This window comes from Pseudoalteromonas sp. GW168-MNA-CIBAN-0100 (assembly GCF_040309225.1).
GTDB lineage: Bacteria > Pseudomonadota > Gammaproteobacteria > Enterobacterales > Alteromonadaceae > Pseudoalteromonas > Pseudoalteromonas arctica.
Genome location: NZ_JBEOOL010000002.1, coordinates 139,214 through 162,125, shown reverse-complemented (window position 1 = coordinate 162,125; position 22,912 = coordinate 139,214). Strand labels below are relative to the sequence as shown.

At 38.6% G+C, this 22,912-nt stretch carries 18 protein-coding genes; 10 read left to right on the top strand and 8 right to left on the bottom strand.

Going from position 1 to position 22,912, the window contains the following annotated elements; genetic code table 11:
* The first annotated feature begins 86 nt into the window (after positions 1 to 86).
* The 4 genes from AAEY62_RS01875 to AAEY62_RS01860 all read left to right on the top strand — a co-directional run bounded on the left by AAEY62_RS01875 (position 87) and on the right by AAEY62_RS01860 (position 4,385).
* Entirely contained in the window at positions 87 to 1,301 is a 1,215-nt protein-coding gene (locus AAEY62_RS01875) for a thiamine pyrophosphate-dependent dehydrogenase E1 component subunit alpha (protein ID WP_010552681.1), read from the top strand.
* Positions 1,301 to 2,278, top strand: a complete 978-nt coding sequence (locus tag AAEY62_RS01870; RefSeq protein ID WP_008171214.1) for an alpha-ketoacid dehydrogenase subunit beta — start codon at positions 1,301 to 1,303, stop codon at positions 2,276 to 2,278. The genes AAEY62_RS01875 and AAEY62_RS01870 overlap by 1 nt, the downstream gene beginning before the upstream one ends.
* A gap of 8 nt (positions 2,279 to 2,286) precedes the next feature.
* Positions 2,287 to 3,870, top strand: coding sequence for a dihydrolipoyllysine-residue acetyltransferase (locus tag AAEY62_RS01865; RefSeq protein WP_024589207.1), 1,584 nt, complete (start codon positions 2,287 to 2,289; stop codon positions 3,868 to 3,870).
* Positions 3,871 to 4,019: 149 nt separating this feature from the next.
* Positions 4,020 to 4,385 (top strand): DUF805 domain-containing protein, encoded by a 366-nt coding sequence (locus tag AAEY62_RS01860; RefSeq protein WP_024589208.1) that lies wholly within the window; start codon positions 4,020 to 4,022, stop codon positions 4,383 to 4,385.
* A gap of 56 nt (positions 4,386 to 4,441) precedes the next feature.
* Here AAEY62_RS01860 and AAEY62_RS01855 read toward each other — a convergent pair whose 3' ends face one another.
* On the bottom strand, positions 4,442 to 5,617 hold the full coding sequence (locus tag AAEY62_RS01855; RefSeq protein WP_024589209.1) for a putative manganese transporter: 1,176 nt from the start codon (positions 5,615 to 5,617) through the stop codon (positions 4,442 to 4,444).
* Between the two features lie 160 nt (positions 5,618 to 5,777).
* Complete coding sequence (locus AAEY62_RS01850; protein WP_350634514.1) at positions 5,778 to 7,403, bottom strand: M28 family metallopeptidase; 1,626 nt, start codon at positions 7,401 to 7,403, stop codon at positions 5,778 to 5,780.
* A gap of 113 nt (positions 7,404 to 7,516) precedes the next feature.
* Between AAEY62_RS01850 and AAEY62_RS01845 the strand changes: the two genes are divergently transcribed.
* The 4 genes from AAEY62_RS01845 to AAEY62_RS01830 all read left to right on the top strand — a co-directional run bounded on the left by AAEY62_RS01845 (position 7,517) and on the right by AAEY62_RS01830 (position 13,653).
* Positions 7,517 to 8,329 (top strand): DUF3025 domain-containing protein, encoded by an 813-nt coding sequence (locus tag AAEY62_RS01845; RefSeq protein WP_350634513.1) that lies wholly within the window; start codon positions 7,517 to 7,519, stop codon positions 8,327 to 8,329.
* Positions 8,326 to 9,114 (top strand): ABC transporter ATP-binding protein, encoded by a 789-nt coding sequence (locus AAEY62_RS01840; RefSeq protein WP_007586825.1) that lies wholly within the window; start codon positions 8,326 to 8,328, stop codon positions 9,112 to 9,114. Before AAEY62_RS01845 ends, AAEY62_RS01840 begins: the two co-directional genes overlap by 4 nt.
* A complete protein-coding gene (locus tag AAEY62_RS01835) occupies positions 9,107 to 10,315 on the top strand; it encodes an ABC transporter permease (RefSeq protein ID WP_008171197.1) in 1,209 nt (402 codons plus the stop codon). The genes AAEY62_RS01840 and AAEY62_RS01835 overlap by 8 nt, the downstream gene beginning before the upstream one ends.
* A gap of 326 nt (positions 10,316 to 10,641) precedes the next feature.
* On the top strand, positions 10,642 to 13,653 hold the full coding sequence (locus tag AAEY62_RS01830; protein WP_033027746.1) for an ATP-binding protein: 3,012 nt from the start codon (positions 10,642 to 10,644) through the stop codon (positions 13,651 to 13,653).
* A 25-nt stretch (positions 13,654 to 13,678) separates the two neighbouring features.
* Here AAEY62_RS01830 and AAEY62_RS01825 read toward each other — a convergent pair whose 3' ends face one another.
* From AAEY62_RS01825 to AAEY62_RS01800, 6 genes are all read right to left on the bottom strand, one after another.
* Complete coding sequence (locus AAEY62_RS01825; RefSeq protein ID WP_350634512.1) at positions 13,679 to 14,512, bottom strand: UDP-2,3-diacylglucosamine diphosphatase; 834 nt, start codon at positions 14,510 to 14,512, stop codon at positions 13,679 to 13,681.
* A gap of 361 nt (positions 14,513 to 14,873) precedes the next feature.
* Positions 14,874 to 16,598: a proline--tRNA ligase gene (locus AAEY62_RS01820; protein WP_350634511.1), complete on the bottom strand. Its 1,725-nt coding sequence runs from the start codon at positions 16,596 to 16,598 to the stop codon at positions 14,874 to 14,876.
* A gap of 89 nt (positions 16,599 to 16,687) precedes the next feature.
* A complete protein-coding gene (tsaA, locus tag AAEY62_RS01815; protein WP_007586811.1) occupies positions 16,688 to 17,392 on the bottom strand; it encodes a tRNA (N6-threonylcarbamoyladenosine(37)-N6)-methyltransferase TrmO in 705 nt (234 codons plus the stop codon).
* Between the two features lie 413 nt (positions 17,393 to 17,805).
* Positions 17,806 to 18,375: an outer membrane beta-barrel protein gene (locus AAEY62_RS01810; protein WP_007586810.1), complete on the bottom strand. Its 570-nt coding sequence runs from the start codon at positions 18,373 to 18,375 to the stop codon at positions 17,806 to 17,808.
* 258 nt (positions 18,376 to 18,633) lie between these two features.
* Positions 18,634 to 19,098 (bottom strand): acyl-CoA thioesterase, encoded by a 465-nt coding sequence (locus AAEY62_RS01805; protein ID WP_007586808.1) that lies wholly within the window; start codon positions 19,096 to 19,098, stop codon positions 18,634 to 18,636.
* Between the two features lie 132 nt (positions 19,099 to 19,230).
* Complete coding sequence (locus tag AAEY62_RS01800) at positions 19,231 to 20,877, bottom strand: electron transfer flavoprotein-ubiquinone oxidoreductase (RefSeq protein ID WP_024607108.1); 1,647 nt, start codon at positions 20,875 to 20,877, stop codon at positions 19,231 to 19,233.
* Between the two features lie 221 nt (positions 20,878 to 21,098).
* On the opposite strand from AAEY62_RS01800, the gene AAEY62_RS01795 reads away from it, so the two are divergent.
* Together AAEY62_RS01795 and AAEY62_RS01790 are read left to right on the top strand one after the other, a co-directional pair.
* Complete coding sequence (locus AAEY62_RS01795; RefSeq protein ID WP_024607107.1) at positions 21,099 to 21,848, top strand: electron transfer flavoprotein subunit beta/FixA family protein; 750 nt, start codon at positions 21,099 to 21,101, stop codon at positions 21,846 to 21,848.
* Positions 21,849 to 22,775, top strand: a complete 927-nt coding sequence (locus AAEY62_RS01790) for an electron transfer flavoprotein subunit alpha/FixB family protein (RefSeq protein WP_197117701.1) — start codon at positions 21,849 to 21,851, stop codon at positions 22,773 to 22,775.
* Positions 22,776 to 22,912: the final 137 nt, after the last annotated feature.

The window sequence follows — 22,912 nt, the reverse complement described above, 5'->3', positions numbered from 1 at the left end:
GATGTTGCAAAGTTTAACCAGCAACAATCACCCACAATAATAATTTAAAGGGGCACTGTTTTACCGACAACAAAAGAAGGTAGGTTATGAGTAATCCAAATAACGTATCGCTGAATATTAACCACGAGCTTGAATTTATTGATGGTCAAGCACTTAATATTCCAACCCTTAGTATTTTAACTGAGGACGGCGACATTCATCCTAGTGCAACCGCACCTGACATTTCAAAACATACCGCTATTAAGTTATATGAAACAATGCGTTTTATACGTTTGTTAGATGAACGTATGCAAGGCGCGCAGCGCCAAGGCCGTGTTAGTTTTTATATGCAATGCCTAGGCGAAGAAGCCGCAGTTACAGCCTCTGCTGCTGCACTTGATCAAGACGATATGATCATGGCTCAATATCGTGAACAGGCAGCCCTGCATTATCGTGGCTTTACGCTTGATCAATTTATGAACCAAATGTTTTCAAATGAATTGGATTTAGGCAAAGGTCGTCAAATGCCAATTCATTATGGGTCTAAAGCGCTAAACTACATGACAATTTCATCGCCATTGGGTACGCAAATACCACAGGCAACGGGTTATGCATATGGCCAAAAAATAAAGCACATCGACGCTAAAACAGGCGAGCTTGCCAGCACAATTGATAATGTGACTATTTGTTACTTTGGTGAAGGTGCTGCATCTGAAGGTGACTTTCATGCCGGTTTAAATATGGCCGCTGTTCACAGAGCGCCGGTTATATTTTTTGCACGTAATAACGGCTATGCAATATCAACCCCTGCTGATGAGCAATTTAAAGGCGATGGTATTGCCTCGCGTGGTGTGGGTTATGGCATTAAAACAATTCGTGTTGATGGCACAGATGCACTTGCTGTGTATGCGGCGACTAAAAAAGCACGCGAAATAGCCTCAACACAAGGTGAGCCTGTACTCATTGAATCGATTGCTTATCGTTTGGGTGCGCACTCTACGTCAGACGATCCAAGTGGTTATCGCTCTAAAGATGAAGAAGCTAATCATCAAACGTGCCCTATTGATAAATTTAGAAAATGGTTGGTCAAGCAAGACTGGTTAAACGAAGAAGACGATATAAAAGCAAAAGAGTCGATTCGTGAAGAAATTTTAGCAGCGCTTAAACGTGCTGAAGTTGTTGCAAAGCCCGCTTTAGAAGAACTGGTATCTGACGTTTACGATACACCAATTCCATTATTGCAACGCCAGTACGAGCAACTAAAAGAACATATAAAACAGCATCCAGATGCTTACCCAGTTACCGCAGGGAGAATTAAGTAATGGCTAAAATGAACATGCTCCACGCAATTAACTCTGCTCTCGATATTACGATGAATGAACACCCTCAAGCCTGTATTTTTGGTGAAGATGTTGGTTACTTCGGTGGTGTATTTAGAGCAACATCGGGCTTGCAAGAGAAGTACGGTAAACATCGTGTTTTTAATACGCCTTTAACCGAGCAAGGTATTTTAGGTTTTGCTAATGGTTTAGCAGCTTTTGGTGCGCCTGCATTGGCAGAAATTCAATTTGCTGATTATATTTTCCCAGCGTTTGATCAAATAGTAAATGAAGCCGCTAAATTTCGTTATCGCAGTGGTAATGAATTTAATGTGGGTAACTTAACTATTCGTACACCTTATGGTGGCGGTATTGCCGGTGGTTTATATCATTCACAATCACCCGAAGCGTATTTTGCGCACACACCGGGTTTGAAAGTAGTTGTACCGCGTAACCCTTATCAAGCTAAAGGTTTATTACGTGCATCAATTAAAGATGATAACCCGGTCATATTTTTTGAGCCTAAGCGTTTATATCGTGCATCAATTGGCGAAGTGCCAGAAGAAGATTATAGTATTGAATTAGGCACGGCTGAAGTAGTGCAAGAGGGTGCCGATATTACGCTCTTAGCGTGGGGTGCTCAAATGGAGATTATTGAAGATGCAGCAAAGCAAGCAAGTGAGCAAGGTATAAGCTGTGAAGTTATTGATCTTCGTAGTATTTTACCATGGGATGTTGAAACGATTGCTAAATCGGTTATTAAAACCGGCCGTTTAATCGTGAGTCATGAAGCGCCTATAACCAATGGCTTTGGTGCAGAGATAGCCGCAACAATACAACAAGAGTGTTTCTTGCATTTAGAGTCGCCAATTTTACGTGTATGTGGTCTAGATACGCCATACCCGCTGGCACTTGAAAAAGAATACGTACCGGATGCACTAAAAGTGTTGGCTGCAATTAAACAATCAATGGATTTTTAGGGGTTACCATGGCTAAAGATTTTATATTACCCGATATTGGTGAAGGCATTGTTGAATGCGAAGTAGTTGAATGGCTAGTACAAGAAGGCGATACCGTATCTGAGGATCAGCCAATTTGCGATGTTATGACAGACAAAGCATTAGTACAAATTCCGGCAGTGCATGATGGCGTTATTTCAAAGCTATATTATCTAAAAGGTGAGATTGCTAAAGTACATGCCCCTTTATTCGCTATGGATGTAGCAGGTGAAAACACTAACAATGAAGTAGTACAAGAGCCAGTACAAGCTGAAAATAAAACTAATGATGCAGCTGATGTGGTTGAGGACTTTATATTACCGGATATCGGTGAAGGTATTGTTGAGTGTGAGATTGTTGATTGGTTAGTTGCTGAAGGCGACGAAATAGAAGAAGACCAAGCGGTTTGTGACGTAATGACCGACAAAGCATTAGTACAAATTCCGGCAAAATATACAGGCACAGTAAAAAAACTATATTACCAGAAAGGTGAAATAGCAAAAGTACATAGCCCGTTGTTTCAAATGACAATTGCAGGCAGTGCAGCAAAACCAAGTGTTGATATAAACCAAGCGGTCGTAAAGGCTCAAGCTAATGCCGTCGCTGAAAAATTTGCCCCTGTTAAAACGCAGCAAGCTGCTAAAGTTATCAATCAAAAAGCGGTTGCATCTCCTGCGGTTCGTCGTAAAGCACGTGAGCTAGATGTTGATTTGACGTGTGTACCAGGTAGTGGTAAAAATGGACGTATTTACAAGCAAGATATTGAAGAGTTTGTAAAAGGCGAAGTGCCAAATACTATTGATACTTCACCGCTTAATAGCGATGCTTCTCAAAGTGCAGTACAAAACCAAACACAGAATCAAAGCGGTGGCGTACGAGTAGAGCAAATTAAAGGTATTAAAGCGGCCATGGCCAAGCAAATGGTAGCTTCGGTTTCAACTATTCCGCACTTTACGTTTAGTGATGAAATAGACTTAACACAGCTTATAGCTTTGCGTAGCTCTTTAAAAGAGCAGTACAAAGCACAAGGCGTTAAGCTCACCATGATGCCATTTTTTGTAAAAGCACTCTCGCTAGCAATGAAAGAGTACCCTGTACTTAATTCAAAAGTGAACGATGAATGCTCAGAGCTTACCTATTATAACGATCATAATATCGGTATAGCGGTTGATTCTAAAATTGGCTTGTTAGTGCCTAATATTAAATCGTGCCAGAGTAAGAGCATTGTTGATGTGGCAAATGATTTAACCCGTTTAACTCATTCAGCGCGAGAAGGCCGTGTTGCACCCGATGATTTAAAAGGTGGGACAATTAGCATCTCTAACATTGGAGCTATTGGCGGCACTATTGCGACCCCTATAATTAATAAACCAGAAGTGGCTATTGTTGCGCTAGGTAAACTGCAGCATCTACCGCGTTTTGATGAAAGTGGGCAGGTTGTGAGTAAAGCTATTATGCAAGTGAGCTGGTCTGGCGATCATCGCGTTATTGATGGGGGCACTATTGCTCGCTTTAATAACCTATGGAAATCGTACTTAGAAAACCCATCGGCAATGATGATGGCTATGAGTTAATAGCTAAATTGTTAATATGTAATAAAAACCAGCTTTTAGCTGGTTTTTTGTTTTAATGTCAGCTGTTTTTAATTAAGATACAAATGTTACTAAAAAGTAATTAGATTAACCCCGTTAGGGAATATAAAAAATAACACTAAGGAAATTTCATGGAACATTATATGAACGCGTTGCGTAGCTACGCAGATTTTTCAGGCCGTAATCGTCGTAAAGCATATTGGATGTTTGTATTATTTAACTTCATTTTTTCAGTAGTTTGTAATGCGATTGATGGTGTACTAGGTACAATGTTCATTGGCTCTATTTATAGCTTAGCGCTATTAATTCCTGGCTTAAGTGCTGGTGCTCGTCGTCTTCATGACACAGGCCGTTCAGGCTGGTGGCAGCTACTTTGGTTAGTGCCAATCATTGGTTGGATTGTTTTAATTGTTTTTCTTGCGCAAGATTCGCACGAAGGTGAAAACGATTTTGGTCCAAATCCTAAAGAATTAGCAGTAGAACCAGCAACTGTATAAGTAAGAATAACTTAACATGTTGAAAGCTCAGCAATTGCTGAGCTTTTTTGTGTTTTTTAAATTTCAACAAAAAAATACAACCCATAACCAACTATTAATGCGGGAATAGACGTATAAAGTGTAGCTATAACTGCAGCTTTGGGCGCCATTGCTATTGCTGGAAATAACGCATCACCATCGTTAGAAATTGCGTTTCCTGCTAAAGCACTAAAGGGAATAATGCCTTGAATATAAAGCGTTGTAACAATTATTTGCGGACCACAACCAGGTAAAAAACCAATAAGCACTGCAATTAATGGGGCCAAATAGGCGTAATGTACAAACCACGTTTTTAAATCAAGACCTGCAATGTTAACCAAAATCTCAAATAGCATAAAAGAGGCTACAACCCATGCCGTTACAAAATGGGTATCTTGTAATACTTTTATTATTTTAGAAGGGGGGTTACATGCATCGTCTTCTGACGTTACTTCTTGATAGCTTTCACCTCTTGACGAAAGTGCCCAAATACTCACAATAAATAAAGCCATTAATGCACCAAATAGCGTAATTAAAGTACTTGTGCTTGCACCAAACTGCGAAAAATCAACATTGAAGGCAATCAAAAAGGCAATTATAAGGCTTGGGATAATTGCTACCATCCAAACCGGTTTACTGATTTTAATAATGTTAGTTGAGAGTATTTTAATTTGGTGCTTTTGTTCTTGCGCTGTTGGGCGTAAAAAGTCTTTTTTGTGTATTGTATTAACCAGTAAACCACTGAATGTACCCACAACTAACCCTATTCCCATAATTAACAAGCCTTCAGTAGGGCGGGTAGCAAGTAATAAAAATGCTGCATCTCCCATTGTAGCTGTTAGCACAGCAACAATAGCACCAAAGCTTGCTTGGCCTTTTGTAAATTGAGTAACCACAATAATAGCGCCACCACAGCCAGGTAATGCACCTAAAACCGCTGCAAAGCTAATTTCTAAAATAGGGGACTTGGCACTTAAATAACTAAGCTCTAATTGAGGTAAGTGTTCTATAGCGTAGTAATAAATTAAAAGGGTAGCAGCAACAAACACACTCACTTGAAAAAATGCATCACTTAGTGCGGTCATTGTTATTTCGCGTAATTGCGGTATTGCAAGGCAAGTTAAAATAAATAAAGGCAGCAGTAAGCGTTTATTTTGGCTCAAAAATCGTTTTGAGGCAGGAGTAATAAAACCAATGTGAGGGAGTGAAATCATACAATGCGACCTAATAAATTAACTAGGTCACACTGTATATTTTAATTAAATGATAATCAATATCATTTATATCTATTTAAATCGATTACTCTGTTTGAGTTTTTCGATAGCCAAATCTAAGTTAGTTTAAATTTGAATTTAAGGCTGTGATTAAATTGGGCTACTTACGCTGAAATTCAGAGTTTGTATTCCACGTTGGCCACTGTTCTGTTTCAGAAATATCAAAACCTACTTTATAAAATAATTGTAAGTCTTGAACAGCACCCGATAAATCCCATTCATCACGGTAACGGTCACATGGTTGATGGTAACAACCGCGAAGTACTAAGCTCATACGTTTACGGTAATTAGCCGTTTCTTCATCAGCAGCCACAGTACCACCGCCTGCGTACATGGCTGGAATACCCATGTTAGCAAATGCAAAGTGATCAGAGCGGTAATAGCCACCCGATGATGGTTTAGGATCACCTGATATTGTTCTGCCTTGCTCTTTAGCCGCAGTTTCTAAAAACTCATCCATTTGTGATTTACCAATACCAACCACATTCATGTCTTTTACTTTGCCTAATAAATTTAAGCTATCCATGTTTATGTTAGCGACTGTTTTATTAGCTGCAATCACTGGATTTGCTGCATAGTATTTAGACCCTAATAAGCCTTGCTCTTCAGCAGTTACCGCTAAAAATGTCATTGAGCGGCTAGGGGGCTTTGGTAATTTTGTAAAGGCTTCGGCTACTTCAATTAGCCCAGCGGTACCCGTTGCATTGTCGTGAGCACCGTTATAAATTTGATCGCCTTTACGTGTTTTGTCTGTACCTAAGTGATCCCAATGAGCCGAGTAAATAACATGCTCATCTGGTTTTTCACTACCAGGTAAAGTGGCGATAAAGTTATACGACACCGATTTTTTAATCGTGTTTTTAATACTAACAGAAGCAGTTAAATCGCCCATATCAACATGGTAAGCACCTTTGGCAGCATTCGTTTTAACGGTATCAAAATCTAAACCTGCTTTAGTAAAAAGCTCTTTTGCTACGTCAGTTGTAACCCAGCCTTCAACGGCTACGCGGTCCATGTTATTGTTTTCTTTTTGAAAACCAAACTGCTCGCCGCTCCACGAGTTTTCAACAACCGACCACGGGTAAGATGCAGGTGCTGTTTCATGAATAATAATTGCACCTGCGGCACCACGGCGACTCGCTTCTTCGTATTTGTATGTCCAACGCCCATAATAGGTCATTGCGTCGCCAGTAAATAAAGCAGGGTCTTTTGTTGCAAAACCCGGATCGTTAACCAGCATTACAACCGTTTTGCCCTTAACGTCTAAACCTTCGTAATCATTCCAATTGTATTCAGGTGCGTTAACGCCGTAGCCCACAAATACAAGTTCAGAATTTTCTATGCCTTCTTGTGTGCTTATGCGGCTGCTACCCATAACCATGTCTTTTTTGTATTGATAGTCTTTACCACCAATACTTAATACCATGTTTGCATCAGCCTCAAGCGACACAAGTGGAACTTCTTGTAAGTAGCTGTCGCCATTACCTGGATCTAAACCTAGGGCTTTAAACTGCGCAGTTAAATAATCAAGCGTTAGCTTTTCGCCTGGTGATGAAGGAGCACGACCACCAAATTCGTCTGATGCGAGTACTTTTACATGTTTAGCCAATTCATCAGCTTGAATACTGTTATAACCATTTGTTACATCAGTAGGTGTAATACTTGTTGTTGCGCAACCTGCTAAAACAGCAGTAGCGAGGAGTGTGAGAGAGAAATAATGTTTCATGTCAGCTCTTTTTTTGTTTTAAGTTATGATTAGTATATTAACTTCTATTAAGTAGAACCAGTTTTTGCGGTAAACTTCTCGTAAATTATAGGCATAAATTGTTAAAGGTTTAAATGAAGCGTTTTACTCCCCCCGAGCAGTGGCAAATTAGTAGTTTAGAAACCGGTGCATTTTCGCACTTACGTGAGCTGTTTAAAGTTAACGAATTAACAGATTGGCCGGCGCCGCAGTGGTTTTCTCCATTTTTAACCGCTATTAATGCGAATAATATTCCTATTACTTTTGAAGATGATGCAAAGGTAGATTTTGGCGATCGTTATTACGAACAAGTTATTTTTGAAACGGGTGTTGTACCTACACGCAGTGAGAATTGGCATGACTTATTTGGTGGCTTTATTTGGTGTTTATTTCCTAATACCAAAGCACTTATAAACCAGCGTCATGTGCAAGATATAGCTGAACATGGATTACAACAGCGTACTAAGCATCGTAATGCACTAACGCTCTTTGATGAATGTGGTGTTGTATTAGCTATAAGTGAGAGTAAATGGCAGCAGTGGCTTTGCGATCATCAATGGAAAACAGCATTTGTTGAACACAAACATGAGTGGGGTAAAACAATAAAACCTTTTATGTTTGGTCATGCAAATTACGAAATGCTTACTAAACCTTATATAGGCTTAACAGGTAAAGCGTTATTTGTTTGTGTACCTAATGAAATATTTTGTAAAGATTTAGTAACTCAATACCAGTACCTTGACCAAGCCCTTTATGAGATGATTAATACAGATAACTGCTTAGCTGATAACAAACAGCTTTCACCACTGCCTTTATTAGGTGTGCCAGGCTGGCATGACGAAAACAAAGACGACTCTTTTTACAACAATACAGATTATTTTAGAGCGAAACGAAGGATACGAACATGATAGAAGTTGCTGGGCTTAAAAAGAAATTTAAGCTAACTAAAGATCACAAAAAAAATAAAATAGATGACATCGACCCTCGTGAAGATAAAGATTACTTTCACTCAGTACGAGATGTGAGTTTTAGCTGCGCAAAGGGTGAAGTACTTGGGTTGCTCGGCCCAAATGGTGCGGGTAAAACAACTACACTTAGAATGATTTCAACCGCGTTAAAGCCCGATGAAGGCTCAATAACAATTGCCGGAAACGACATTGTAAAAAAACCGCTACTGGGGCGTAAGTCTATCGGTTTTTTATCGGGCTCTACCGGTTTGTATGGCCGCTTAACTGTAAAAGAAAACATAGAGTATTTTGCAAAGCTCCACGGTATGAGCAAAAGCGATATTGCATCGCGTTGTGATGAGCTATTTACATTGCTTGATATGCATAAGTTTGTAGATAAACGCGCAGAAAACCTATCAACAGGTATGAAGCAAAAAGCAAATATTGCGCGTGCTGTTGTTCATCGCCCAGCAGTTGTTGTGCTTGATGAGCCAACAACGGGTCTGGATATAATGACCACGCAAACCGTTATTCAATTTATTAAGGGTTTAAAGGCGCAAGGTACTCCTGTTATTTTTTCGACCCATCATTTAGATGAAGTTGCACTTTTATGTGACCGAGTCGCTGTAATTAACGAAGGTATTAGCTGCTTCGACGGAACAGTAGATGAATTTAAACAAGCAGGTAATAGTGATGAGCTTAATCAAGCGTTTATGAACATATTAACGGAGAAACATGATGTTTGAGGTATTTAAAAAGGAATTAAGAGAGTTATTACGCGACAAAAAAACGCTATTATTTGTTGTTGCGCTTCCTGTCGCTATATTTCCGTTATTGTTTGCCGTAATGGCATTTATAAGCTCACAAGCAGCAATGGACGCAGAACAAAAAGTAAATACGTATGCCATTATTAATGGTGAATATGCACAAGAATTTACTGATAAAGTGTTTTATCACAAAAGTTTTGAGCTTTATAAAGGTGCTAAAACCTTTAATAACATTGAAGAGCTTAAAGCTGGCGTTATAGCTGGCGATATTGATATGGGTATTTATTTACCAAGCCATGCTGAGCAAACACTAGATAATGGTGAACAAAGTCAGTGGCAGGTTGTTTTTAACGATTCAAAATCTATTAACTTTTTATTCGAACGCGTTAAAGAGCTAGCAAAAGAATACAGTGACGTACTGCAAACTCAAAAGCTAATCAGTTTTGGTATTGAAGAGTCTGTTCAAAAATCTATTCTTAACCCAATTGAAGTAATTAAGGTGGATACAGCCGATAAACGTGAAAACCTTGGCGAAAAAATTGGCGGGTTTTTACCTTACTTACTTATACCATTAGTACTAATGGGGGCTACTTATCCCGCTATTGATTTAGGCGCTGGCGAAAAAGAACGTGGCACGCTAGAAACACTCCTACTAACACCTATTACGCGTACAGAGCTGGTGCTTGGTAAATTTATAACTTTGTTAACTACATCCATTGCCTCCACAACCATAACGGTCTTAAGTATGGGCTGCTGGATAGCACTGGCGTTAGCATTTGCCGATCTAGATTTTATTAAAGCGGCATTTAGTACATTAGCGGTAACCGATTTACTGATGATATTTGTATTGCTACTGCCTGTGGCTGCTATATTTTCGGCTTTGGCACTGGCTATATCTATTTATGCACGTACGTTTAAAGAAGCACAAAACTATATGGCCCCCTTAAGTATGGGCGTGTTTTTCCCTATTATTATTTCAATAATGCCAAATATGGAGCTTACTGCTAAAACAGCATTCATTCCTGTTACAAACGTGGCTTTAGCAATTAAAGAAATAGTAAAAGGGACTGTTGATTACACATTTGTAGGCTTAATATTTTTAGCAACTGCAATCATTGCAGCCGGACTACTGGCATTTTGCGTTAAATGGTTTAACAGAGAAGATGTGCTGTTTAGATAATTATATAGATTTAGCACTCTGAAAATATATAAAAGGTAGCATTGGCTACCTTTTATATTTTAAAGGGATGATTGGTTGAAACAACTATTTTATAATCTGTGTAAGTCGATATGGGTACTCTCATTCATTTATAATTCATATAGAGAGTGTGCTCTAAATAAAACTAATGATTTAGTCTTTTTATTATAAAAATTATAACGATAACCGATTAGTTAGATGGTCCAATTCTTTCGTTAATGCTCTATACTAATAACAATAAAAATTTATGGTGAAGGTAAATGTTGAAAAAGAATAATTTTTTGAATGTGACAAAAAATAATAGACTAATGCTCGTTGCAACAATAATATTTGTTCTTATAGCTTTACCATCTCTGTATTTGTTTGACCAAAAAGTAAGAAGTGATGTTTATAATTCAGCCCAAATAGAATTAAAACGTGAGCTTGAAACAAAAAGCCTTTCACTAAAAAACCATCTTAAAGATAGTGTTACCGCTATTCGCTTTTTAGACGCAACGCCCCCGATTAAAGGCATTACTCGCGCCACTGAAAACAAGAAAATAGATCCCTTGTTAGGCACGCACATTGACGTTTGGGAAGAGCGCTTAGCGAGTATTTTTAGTGGTTTTATGCGCACAGACGACAGCATACTTCAGGCTCGCTATATTATTCTCGCAGATGGTGGGCAAGAAGTTGTCAGGGTTGATAGAAACCAACTCGGAGAAATTAATCGACTGCAAGGCCTGCAATTACAAAAGAAAGGCCAACGCGATTACATGATAAAAGCGAGTATGCTCGATAATAAAAGTGTTTATATTTCTCCTATTAACTACAACCGTGAAAATGGGCAGATACAAGAACCTTATATAAGTACTTTTCGTGTAGCTAAGCCTGTTTTTGATGAAAAAAATAAAATTTTTGCAATATTAGTCACTAACTACTTTGCTGATAAATTAATAAAAAGTTTAACGGTTGAATCTCCACAAGGAACACAAATTTACCTAATGAATAATGAAGGTGAATTTTTATATCATCCAAACCCTCAATTACGCTTCGGTTTTGAATTTAATAAAGCACAAACATGGACTGAAGAATTTTCTACTGCAACCACAATGGCAGAGCAAGGCACTTTACCGCTAAGTAGTTACCCAATTGCTTACACGTTAAAAAAGCGTATTTCGCTTGATGGTGATATTGCCATGTTACCTTTAGAGCTTGGTGTAAGTGTTGATACTAAAACGTTGTTTGCAAAGGTGAACGAAAGGCGTCAAAACTTTATTGCAATGCTAGTAGTATTTTTTAGCGTATTTTTAGTTATTGCCTTTTTATACCAACGTTTTATAAACCGTAAGTTGTTAATTAATTCTCTAAAAGAGCAAAACAATAAAGTAATAGAAAATTCTCTGGATGCTATTTTTACAATTGAGCAAAACGGCGAAATTGTTCACTTTAATAATACAGCTAAAGAAATTTTTGGTAATTCAATCTCAGGCACTAGCCCTGACTTTGTTTCTTTATTTAACTTAAATGAAGCCGATAATAACTGTATAGAAGAGACTATTTCAAACGGAGCAAAAATGCCTTTTGAAGCTATCTACACAGATGGTTATGGCAACAAACAATACTTTTCAATTACGCTCAGTAGTATTTTTGATGTCTACAATAACCGTTATCAGGTAGCGGCTATTTTAAGAAATATTAGCTCATTAAAAAATACTCAATCAGAGCTTGAAGGCTTAAACAGTACTTTAGAGCTAAAAGTATCACAAAGGACTGTTGAGCTAGAGCGCGCAATTGATCAAGCATTAGCAGCGAGCCAAGCAAAAAGTGACTTTGTAGCAAATATATCTCACGAAATACGCACACCGATGAATGGCGTTTTGGGTATGCTTGAAATGCTCAAAGAAGATGGCTTAAGTGAACAACAATACCATTACTTAAAATTAGCTAATAGCAGTGCTAACTCTCTGATGAATTTGATTAACGATATTCTCGATTTTTCTAAAATAGAAGCGGGTAAGCTTGATATTGATAATCATACATTTGATGTTGTTACAGTATGTAGCGATATGATTAGCTCTTTAGCGTTACAGGGCCAGCGCAAAGGTCTTGAAGTGTTTTTAGATACAAAAGATGTAGTAGATAGAATGGTTATTGGCGACAGCCATCGACTTAAACAAATTTTAATTAACTTAGTTAATAATGCATTTAAATTTACTCACCGAGGTGAAGTAAGTTTAACTGTCGGCTCTAAGTACATTACCGACTCAAAGTTATTAATGAGCTTTACAATAAAAGATACCGGAATTGGTATAGCGCCAGAGAACATAGACAAACTATTTGAAGTGTTTACACAAGAAGATTCAAGTACAACCCGTCATTTTGGTGGTACAGGCTTAGGCTTATCTATATGTAAAAAACTTGCTCAGTTAATGGGTGGTAATATTACGGTTATAAGTGAAAAGGGTGCTGGTAGTACCTTTACCGCAACAGTTGAGCTACATGTAGCACAAGAGAAAAAGCTAAACACAGGTATTGAACTTGCTACAAGTATTAACGTAGCGGCATTAATAGCGCGCGATAACGTTTATAAAAACGTGTGCGATTTATTGCTACTAACCTGTAAAGTAAATGCAGAAAACATTGTAAGACTCGACTACTTTAGTGAGCATAAAGAGTTTGAAGCTGACTTATTATTGATTGACGATGAGCATCCTCAAATTGATGCGTTAATTGATTACTGTAAGCAGTTTAATAAAAAGTACGTCTTAATTTTACGCGACATGGTGACCGATAAACCGACTAAAATGATATTACCTGAGGGTAGCCACATTCTAAATAAACCGCTTACCCAAGATCAATTTAGCTATAAGTTAGCCAGCTTATTTGGTGCCAGTAATGATTGTATTATAGCGCCACCAAAAGGCTTAACAGAAGAACAAGTAGAGCCTGACTTATCTGCTTATCATATATTATTAGTAGACGATAATATGATTAATATTGAAGTTGCTAAGGCGATTTTAAAACGCACTAAAGTAAAAATCACCTGTGCATCAGACGGTGTAGAAGCATTAGAAGCATTGAGAGAAAACACAGAGCAAGCTTTTGATGTTATTTTAATGGATTGCCAAATGCCTAATTTAAATGGCTACGATACAACAAGTGAAATCAGAAATAGTAAGGCCGGGGTAGACTACACTTACATACCTATTATTGCTATGACAGCAAGCGCGATGGAAGGTGATAGAGAACGTTGTTTAACTGCAGGCATGAACGACTATATTACTAAACCAATCAAGCCAAGAACGCTGAAAGATAAGTTAATCACCTGGCTAAGTTAATCGTGATTAAATGAGAATCAGCTGCTTATGCAGCTGATTCTTTTGGTTTAGCATCCGTTGATATATTTAACTTTGTTATGTCGGCGCTATCGAGTACGGTTTGTGTGTCTGACCAATGTAGTAATTCAATTTTTCCATCTTGCTGCTCTACCAGCGCCGTACAACTCTCAATCCAGTCTCCATCGTTACAATACATAATTCCGTCATCTACTTTTATTTTGGGATGATGAATGTGTCCACAAATAATACCGTCTACGTTTTGTTTTTTAGCTTCATGAATTGCGGCATCTTCGAAGGCTTTAATCGCTTCACGTGCTTTGTGTACGCGAGCTTTTATCCATGATGCAAGCGAGTAGTAATTACCACCAAATAGCTTTCGAATACGATTGGTCCAGCGGTTTAAAAATAATAAAAAGTCGTACCCTGCATCACCCGCGATACTAATAAGTTTGTTATAGCGTGTCGCGGAATCAAAATCATCACCGTGTACGAGTAAAAAACGTTTATTAGCTTTAGTGGTGTGAATAAACTGCTGGTGGATTTCAATACCAAATAACGTTTGATTTATATAGTTTCTAAACGTTTCGTCATGATTACCGGGAATATAAATGACGCGTGTACCGCTAGCTGCTTTTTTTTGTATAGAGTTTAATACTTGATAATGCGAAGGGTGCCAATAAAACTGACGTTTCATTGACCATAAATCAATAATATCACCCACTAAATAAAGTGTATCGGATTCTACCGAGTTTAAAAAATCGAGTAAGTAATCTGCTTTACAGTCTTTGTAACCTAAATGAACATCAGATATCCAAATAGTAGGGTAGTGTTGCTTCTTAGTGTTTGCGCCATTACTCATTTTCATTCCCTAAAGTATCGAGTGTAATAGTTAAATAACCTGAACTCTGGTTAAGAGATTTACTAAGGTATTGAATCATGGTGATATTTAAATTTATTTTCTCTAGCCAGAGATTTTCAGTGAAAACAAGGCGAATTTACGCGTCAATAGCGAGCCTATTGCAAGTAAATTCAACGCAGTTAGCGCTGAAAATAGCTGCTCGAGATAGATTTATTATCCAGAGTTCAGGTTAAATACTTTAGGGAATAAAAATGACAATTATACGACAGTAATACTAAAGCCAAATAACACACATAAAATTTAGGTATAAAAAAACCGCTTTTAAAAAGCGGTTTTAAAATTACTTATAAGTATTTTTAGCTTAACCTTTAACGGCTGCTTTAATTGCATCAATTGCTGTATCGATATCAATCATTAGCTTTTCACCTGTACGGCGGTTTTTAAGCTCAACTTTGTTTTCGTCAAGGTTACGCTCACCAATTACTAGCGTAAATGGCACACCAATTAGTTCCATATCGTTAAACATAACACCAGGGCGCTCTTTACGGTCATCAAATAACACATCAAGACCAGCATCTTTTAAACCTTGGTAAAGGTTATTTGCAATATCAGGAATACGATGCGATTTGTGCATGTTCATTGGAACAATTGCTAAATCGAATGGCGCGATTGATTTTGGCCAAATGATCCCGTATTGATCGTTGTTCTGCTCAATAGCAGCAGCAACAATACGTGAAACACCAATACCGTAACAACCCATAGTCATGGTTTGGTTTTTACCACCTTCGTTTAATACACCCGCTTTCATCGCTTCTGAGTATTTAGTGCCAAGTTGGAAAATATGACCTACTTCAATACCACGTTTAATTTGTAAAACGCCTTGGCCACATGGGCTCATATCGCCTTCAACAATATTACGAATATCAGCAACTTCGTAATCAGTTACGTCACGATCCCAGTTAATACCGCTGTAATGCTCGTCGTCTTTATTTGCACCGGCAACAAAATCAGCAAGTATGTTAGCTGCTCTATCAACAATAATAGGCATAGATAAGCCGACAGGGCCTAATGAGCCAGGTTTTGCGCCAATAGCAGCAACAATATCTGCCTCTGTTGCCATTTCAAGCGGAGAGTCTACTAATGGGTGCTTTTCAGCTTTTAGTTCATTTAATTCGTGATCGCCACGCAGTACTAAGGCTACTAAACCGCGTACTTCGTTTTCATCAGGCGTACCATAAACAATTAACGTTTTAACACCGCGATGTGGCTTAACACCGTAGTGTTTTTTAAGCTCGTTAATCGTTTTAGCGTCAGGAGTTGGAAACGCTTTAAGCTCTTTTGATGCTTCAGGGCGAGGCTCGCTTGGTGCCAGTGCTTCTGCTTTTTCAATATTAGCGGCGTAATCACTGGCATCACTAAATGCAATTGCATCTTCGCCCGACTCAGCAAGTACATGAAACTCGTGCGATACGCTACCACCAATAGAGCCTGTATCGGCTATAACAGGGCGGTAATCAAGGCCTAAACGCTCAAAAATATTACAATATGCTTTGTGCATCGCTTGATAAGTCGCATCTAAACACTCTTCACTTAAGTGAAAAGAGTAGGCATCTTTCATTGTAAATTCACGAGCACGCATTACACCAAAACGAGGACGACGTTCGTCGCGTACTTTAGTTTGTACTTGGTATAAAGTAACTGGTAATTGCTTGTAGCTGCTTATTTCTTTACGTACGAAATCAGTTATTACTTCTTCGTGTGTTGGGCCAAGTGCAAATGTACGGTTATGACGGTCTGTAAAGCGCATAAGCTCAGGACCAAATTCATTCCAACGGCCAGACTCTTCCCACAAATCAGCAGGTTGAATAACAGGCATTAGCATTTCAATTGCACCCGCTTTGTCCATCTCTTCACGTACAATGTTTTCTACTTTACGTAGCACGCGTAAACCAGAGGGTAACCAAGTGTATAAACCCGAAGCGACGCGACGGATCATACCGGCTCTAAGCATTAACTGATGCGATACGATTTCAGCATCTGATGGCGTTTCTTTAAGTGTTGCGAGTATATATTGGCTTGTACGCATGTTTTTTCCGAAATAGAGTAATTATATTCTTTTAATAGAGCTTAAGTTTACCAGCGGATGCTTTTACACTAAAGCGCTAACTGAGTTATTTAGTTTTTTTCTATGCTTGTTACTACGTTATGCTCGCCATTGACTTGCCAGCGAATATTATAATTATACAGAGTCATACCATAGCTCTGCTCGCCGTCTTTTTGTTTTTTATATGCAGGGCGGGGATCTTGTTTTAAAACATTGGCAATAAAATCATGTAAATCTGGGTATTGTGTTTGCGCATTAACAAACTCAATTGCTTGAGGGCTAAATTCAACCGTCATTTGTGTTTCTGGGCGCGTGTCAGCAAAGCCAGCACTTGCATCCGGCATAGAGTCTGAATACGGCAAATACGGTTTTATGTCAATAATCGGTGTGCCATCAAGTAAATCAATGCCAGCGAGTAATAAGCTAAGTTGTCCGTTTTTATATTCAATACCTTCAAGTTTTACGGCGCTCATTCCAATTGCGTTTGGTCTGAATGTAGCACGGGTCGCAAATACACCTTTTCGCTCATTGCCACCCAAACGAGGCGGGCGCACCATAGCAGAATAACCTTTATCAGCTGTTTCATGAAAACGAAATAACAACCAAATATGAGTAAATTCATCTAAACCACGTACAAACTCTTCGCGATTAAAATCGGGGGCAAATATAAGCTTTGCTTTAGCTTGTGGCACTAAACGTGGTTGCCTAGGTATAGCAAACTTTTGTTTATAAGGAGATTGAATGTGGCCAATAGCCGAAATGGTGTAATCGCTCATAGTACTCGGGTACAAATAAAATAGAGCGCTATTCTACCCGCATTTAGCATTTATGGCATTAATGTAAGCAAGTTTATTGCGTATACCAATTTTATTAAAAATATTATTATTCTACTGCATTAAATAGCGCACTTACTTTGTTAGGAATTATTCATAGTTGACTGCATGGGTGCAGGAGGTAGAGCAATGCAGGGAGCAATTTGTGATAACAACTATATATTATAATTTTGCCTTGTTATTGCGCTATTTTCTTAGTGCTACAATAGAACAATTATTTAATGCACTTGGCATTATAGACCAAACGGTTTAAAGCTGTTTATTAGACTGATTGGTTTATATTAATATATTTAAAAAGAGCCTAAAACAAAAAAGGTAAGCCCTTGGGCTTACCTTTTATACATGCTAAAGACTAATTAAAACATGTATTGAACTGATACAGACGCTACATCCATATCTGGGTCAATATCGTCATCAAGTTTATAGCGTTCGTACTCTAAACGAAACTGTACATTTGTTGTAAGCGCGTATTCAATACCAGCGCCGTAAAATGCATCACCACCATCTGTAGACGCTGATACGCCACCTACTGGTAAATCTTGTGTGTAATCTGCATCCCATTCAAGCCAACCGCCTTTTGCATACACAGAAAAGCTTTCTGTTATAGGGTAGCCCAAACGTGCGGCAAGCGATACGCCATCAATTTCAGCTTTGCTGTCTATATCACTTACTTCATCAAAGTTTTGATAAGCAAGCTCTAAGCTTAAGTACTCGTTAAATTGTGCACCAACGTAACCCTTAAGCATTTGTGCATCGTCGTCAAAGTCAGTGTCGTTGTCACTGTCTTCAAATTCAAAAGAATATTGACCGTAACCGATACCAGTATAAATACGTGGAGAATCGAAATCAGAAATGTCAGCGTGTGCTGCAGAGTTAAAACCCAGTGTTGCTAGTGCAATAGCTGAAAGAGAAAGTGTTTTAATCATTGAATAGCTCCTTTACAAAAAATAATCAAATGCTTGATTTCATTAATCAAACTTCAATTATCTACTTGCAGCGAGCGTGCCAATATTAAAATGAATTAAAAACACGCCTTAATTAATTCTTTTGTATTGGTTTTTACGGTATTTAGCGTGTTTTATAATCAAAGTGAACTTTTGTGTAATTGAGTACTCTAAAATAAGTTGTATGTTTTACAAAGTATAATGAGTTTTTTACATAGCCTGAATTATTTAAACTAGTAATTACACTGTATGAAGCAAGTTTTCTGTTTCAATTGCTATTTCTTTCATTTTTATAGCGTAATTTTCTAATTTAATATCTTCTTCTGTTACAGCTTTAAACGAAGGCACTTCTATAGGGTAGCCCGTTTCATCCATTGCAATAAAGCTGATAACACAATGATTTGTTTCAACCATATTTTGTGTTTTTGGATCGCCACAACGCACTTGTATAAATATTTGCATGCTACTTCTACCCGTATGGGCAATTTTAGCTTCTACTTCGACTATTTGACCCACTAAAATTGGGCGTCTAAATTTAACACCCGCAACCGAAACCGTTACGCAGTAGTGACCACTCCAACCCGCAGCACATGCATAGCCTGCTTGGTCAATCCATTTCATGACGGCCCCACCATGAACTTTACCACCAAAATTAACATCGGTAGGCTCTGCTAAAAAACGAAAAACAACTTTTGACGACGGCATAGATAACACTCTTATTATTAAAACTACTATTAGCATAACGTAAAAAAGGGGCCGAAGCCCCTGCAATTTAGGATATGTTTATAATTTATATGTAAAAAAAGTGACTATATGTGTATATAACGCATAATTTAGTTACATATTTGGGTAGTTTGGCCCACCAGCACCTTCTGGAGTTACCCAGGTAATGTTTTGGCTTGGGTCTTTAATATCGCAGGTTTTACAATGCACACAGTTTTGAGCGTTAATAACAAACTCTTTATTGCCTGCTATTTCTTGTACTTCGTAAACGCCAGCAGGGCAATAACGCTGTGCAGGTTCATCAAATTTCACTAGGTTCACGTTAATAGGAATTGACGCATCTTTGAGCTTTAAATGACACGGCTGTGATTCTTCGTGGTTAGTATTTGATAAAAACACACTTGAGAGTTTATCAAAGCTAAGGTGTCCATCTGGCTTTGGGTACGCTATTTTGTCAGCGGCGTTAGCATCAACAAGGGTAGAGTGATCGGGCGTATTATCTTTAAATGTAAACGGTAAACCGCCATTGAAAATATTTTGATCAAGCGTGTTATACGCACCACCTACAAACTTACCGAGCTTGTGCATTGCAGGGCCAAAGTTACGAGATTGATATAACTCTTTATATGCCCACGATTGCTCAAACGCAGTTTGATAATGAGTTAAATCGGTATTTGCCAACTCATTTTGCAATGCTTCAAAAATAACTTCAGCGGCAACCATTCCCGATTTCATTGCAGTGTGATTACCTTTAATTTTTGCAAAATTAAGTGTGCCTGCATCGCACCCTACAAGTAAGCCACCTGCAAAATGCATTTTTGGTAATGAATGTAAACCGCCCTTAGCAATAGCACGCGCACCGTAAGCAATGCGTTCTGCGCCTTCAAGTACGTTTTTAAATACTGGATGGTGCTTCATTCGCTGAAACTCATCGAACGGGCTTAAATGTGGGTTTGAGTAATTTAAGTCAACAATTAAACCTACAACGACTTGGTTGTTTTCACTGTGATACATGAATGCACCACCATTAGTATCGCCGCTAAGTGGCCAACCTGTACCATGAACAACTTTGCCAAGCTCATGCTTACTTTCATCAATTTGCCAAATTTCTTTAAAGCCTAAACCGTAATGCTGCGGCGATGAATCTGCATCAAGTGCAAACTCATTAATTAGCTGCTTACCTAAGTGACCTCGGCAGCCTTCTGCAAATATAGTGTATTTTGCACGAAGCTCCATGCCAGGCATGTAACCGTCTTTTTCATTACCGTCTTTGTCGACACCCATATCACCAGTAATAATGCCTTTTACTGCTTTATCTTCAATTATTAAAGAGTGAGCACTAAACCCTGGAAAAATCTCTACGCCTAAGCTTTCAGCTTGCTCAGCAAGCCATCGACATACATTACCCATAGATACAATGTAGTTACCGTCATTATGAAATGTTTTTGGCGTAGCAAAGTGGGGGATTGATGTCGCTTTTTGCTCGTTATTAAACCAATAAATTTCATCGTTAGTTACTTTGGTTGTAACCGGTGCGCCAAGCTCTTGCCAATTTGGTAGTAGCTCATCCAAAGCTTTGGTTTCAAAAACAGCACCAGAGAGTACATGTGCGCCTACTTCGGAACCTTTTTCGACTACGCAAATCATGCACTCTTGTTGTTTTTCTTGTGCTAATTGCGCGAGTTTAATTGCACTTGAAAGCCCCGCAGGGCCAGCGCCAACAATTACTACATCAAATTCCATGGTTTCACGTTCGACCATAATAACCTCTTTATCTATGACGGACTTATTCGAATGTTTACTACGCATTTAAATAAGGTGTACAGCCTATTTTTAACCTTGCAAATTAAACGTTACAGACTGTGAATAGTTAAAGGTTATTTTAGGTTGACGTTTACGTCAACAGGAAGTAGTCTAATTTCATAAAATAAATAGGTTGACGTGCACGTTACCTTGTAGGTTTAAATAATTATGGAGTTCCTATGAAAGTTCTCGTACCAATAAAAAGAGTGATTGATTACAACGTAAAAGCACGCGTTAAAAGTGATAACAGCGACGTTGATTTAACCAACGTTAAAATGGCAATGAACCCGTTTTGTGAAATTGCTATAGAAGAAGCCATTCGCCTTAAAGAAGCCGGTACAGCCAATGAAGTTGTTGCTGTTACTATTGGTCCTAAAGCATCGCAAGAGCAATTACGCACAGCATTAGCACTGGGTGCCGACAAAGCCATTCACATCGAAACCGATGAAAAGCTCGAGTCACTCCATATTGCAAAGCTACTCGCTAAAATTGTAGAGCAAGAATCTCCTGAGCTTGTAATTTTAGGTAAACAGTCAATTGACTCAGATAATAACCAGACAGGTCAAATGCTAGCGGCTTTAACTAAACGTGGGCAGGGTACATTTGCATCCAAGGTTGTTATTGAAAATGGCAAAGTAAACGTGACCCGCGAAGTTGATGGCGGGCTGCAAACGGTAGCACTTAATTTACCGGCGGTTGTTACAACTGATTTACGCTTAAACGAGCCTCGTTACGCATCACTGCCAAATATTATGAAAGCCAAACGTAAGCCGCTTGAAGTAATAGCAGCTGATTCGCTTGGTGTTGATTTAACACCGCGTATTCAATTAATAAGTGTAGAAGAGCCAGCTAAACGTACCGCAGGAATTATTGTTGAAGACGTTGCACAGCTTGTAGAAAAATTAAAAACAGAGGCAAAGGTGATTTAAATGAAAACACTCGTAATTGCAGAGCACGACAACGGTGCTTTAAAACCAGAAACCTCAAAAACTATTAACGCTGCAGTAAAAATGGGTTTTCCTGTTGATGTGCTTATTGCAGGTAACAGCCTAAGCGCAATGAGCTCACAAGTGGCCAGCATTGATGGCGTAGCTAATGTTTTAGTTGCCGATAATAGCGTTTATGAACATCAGTTAGCTGAGAGCATGACCGATTTAGTTTTATCGCTTAGCGACACCTACAGCCACATTGTTGCAAGTGCTACTACAACAGGTAAAAACTTTATGCCACGTGTTGCTGCGTTATTAGATGTTGCGCAAATTTCTGAAATTATCGCAGTAGTGGACGCCGATACATTTAAACGTCCAATTTATGCAGGTAATGCAATCGCAACGGTTAAATCACTCGACAGTAAAAAAGTAATTACCGTACGTGCCAGTAGCTTTGATTTACAAGGTGAGCAATCAGCTGCTGCTATAACAAGCATTGATACAGTGTCTGATTCGCAATTAAGTAGCTTTGTAAGTGTTGAACAAACCGAATCAGAACGTCCTGAACTTACGGCCGCCACTGTCGTTATATCGGGTGGTCGCGGTATGCAAAACGGTGAAAACTTTGCACTACTTAATGGTATTGCCGATAAATTGGGAGCAGCCATTGGTGCGTCGCGCGCAGCGGTTGATGCAGGCTTTGTACCTAACGACATGCAAGTAGGGCAAACAGGTAAAATTGTAGCGCCTAATTTATACATTGCAGTAGGGATTAGCGGTGCTATTCAGCATTTAGCCGGTATGAAAGACTCAAAAGTAATCGTCGCGATTAATAAAGACCCTGACGCACCTATTTTTCAAGTTGCAGATTACGGTTTAGTGGCTGATTTGTTTGAAGTACTGCCACAGTTAGAGAGTGCTTTATAGCCTTTAAATAAACAAACTTATTCTGGTTGAAAGCCGTGGTGCTCTTTGAGTGCTGCGGCTTTTTTATTCGGTAAATTAAAGACACAAAAAAACCAGCCAATTGGGTGGTTTTTAGTATTTATAAACGGCTAACTTAG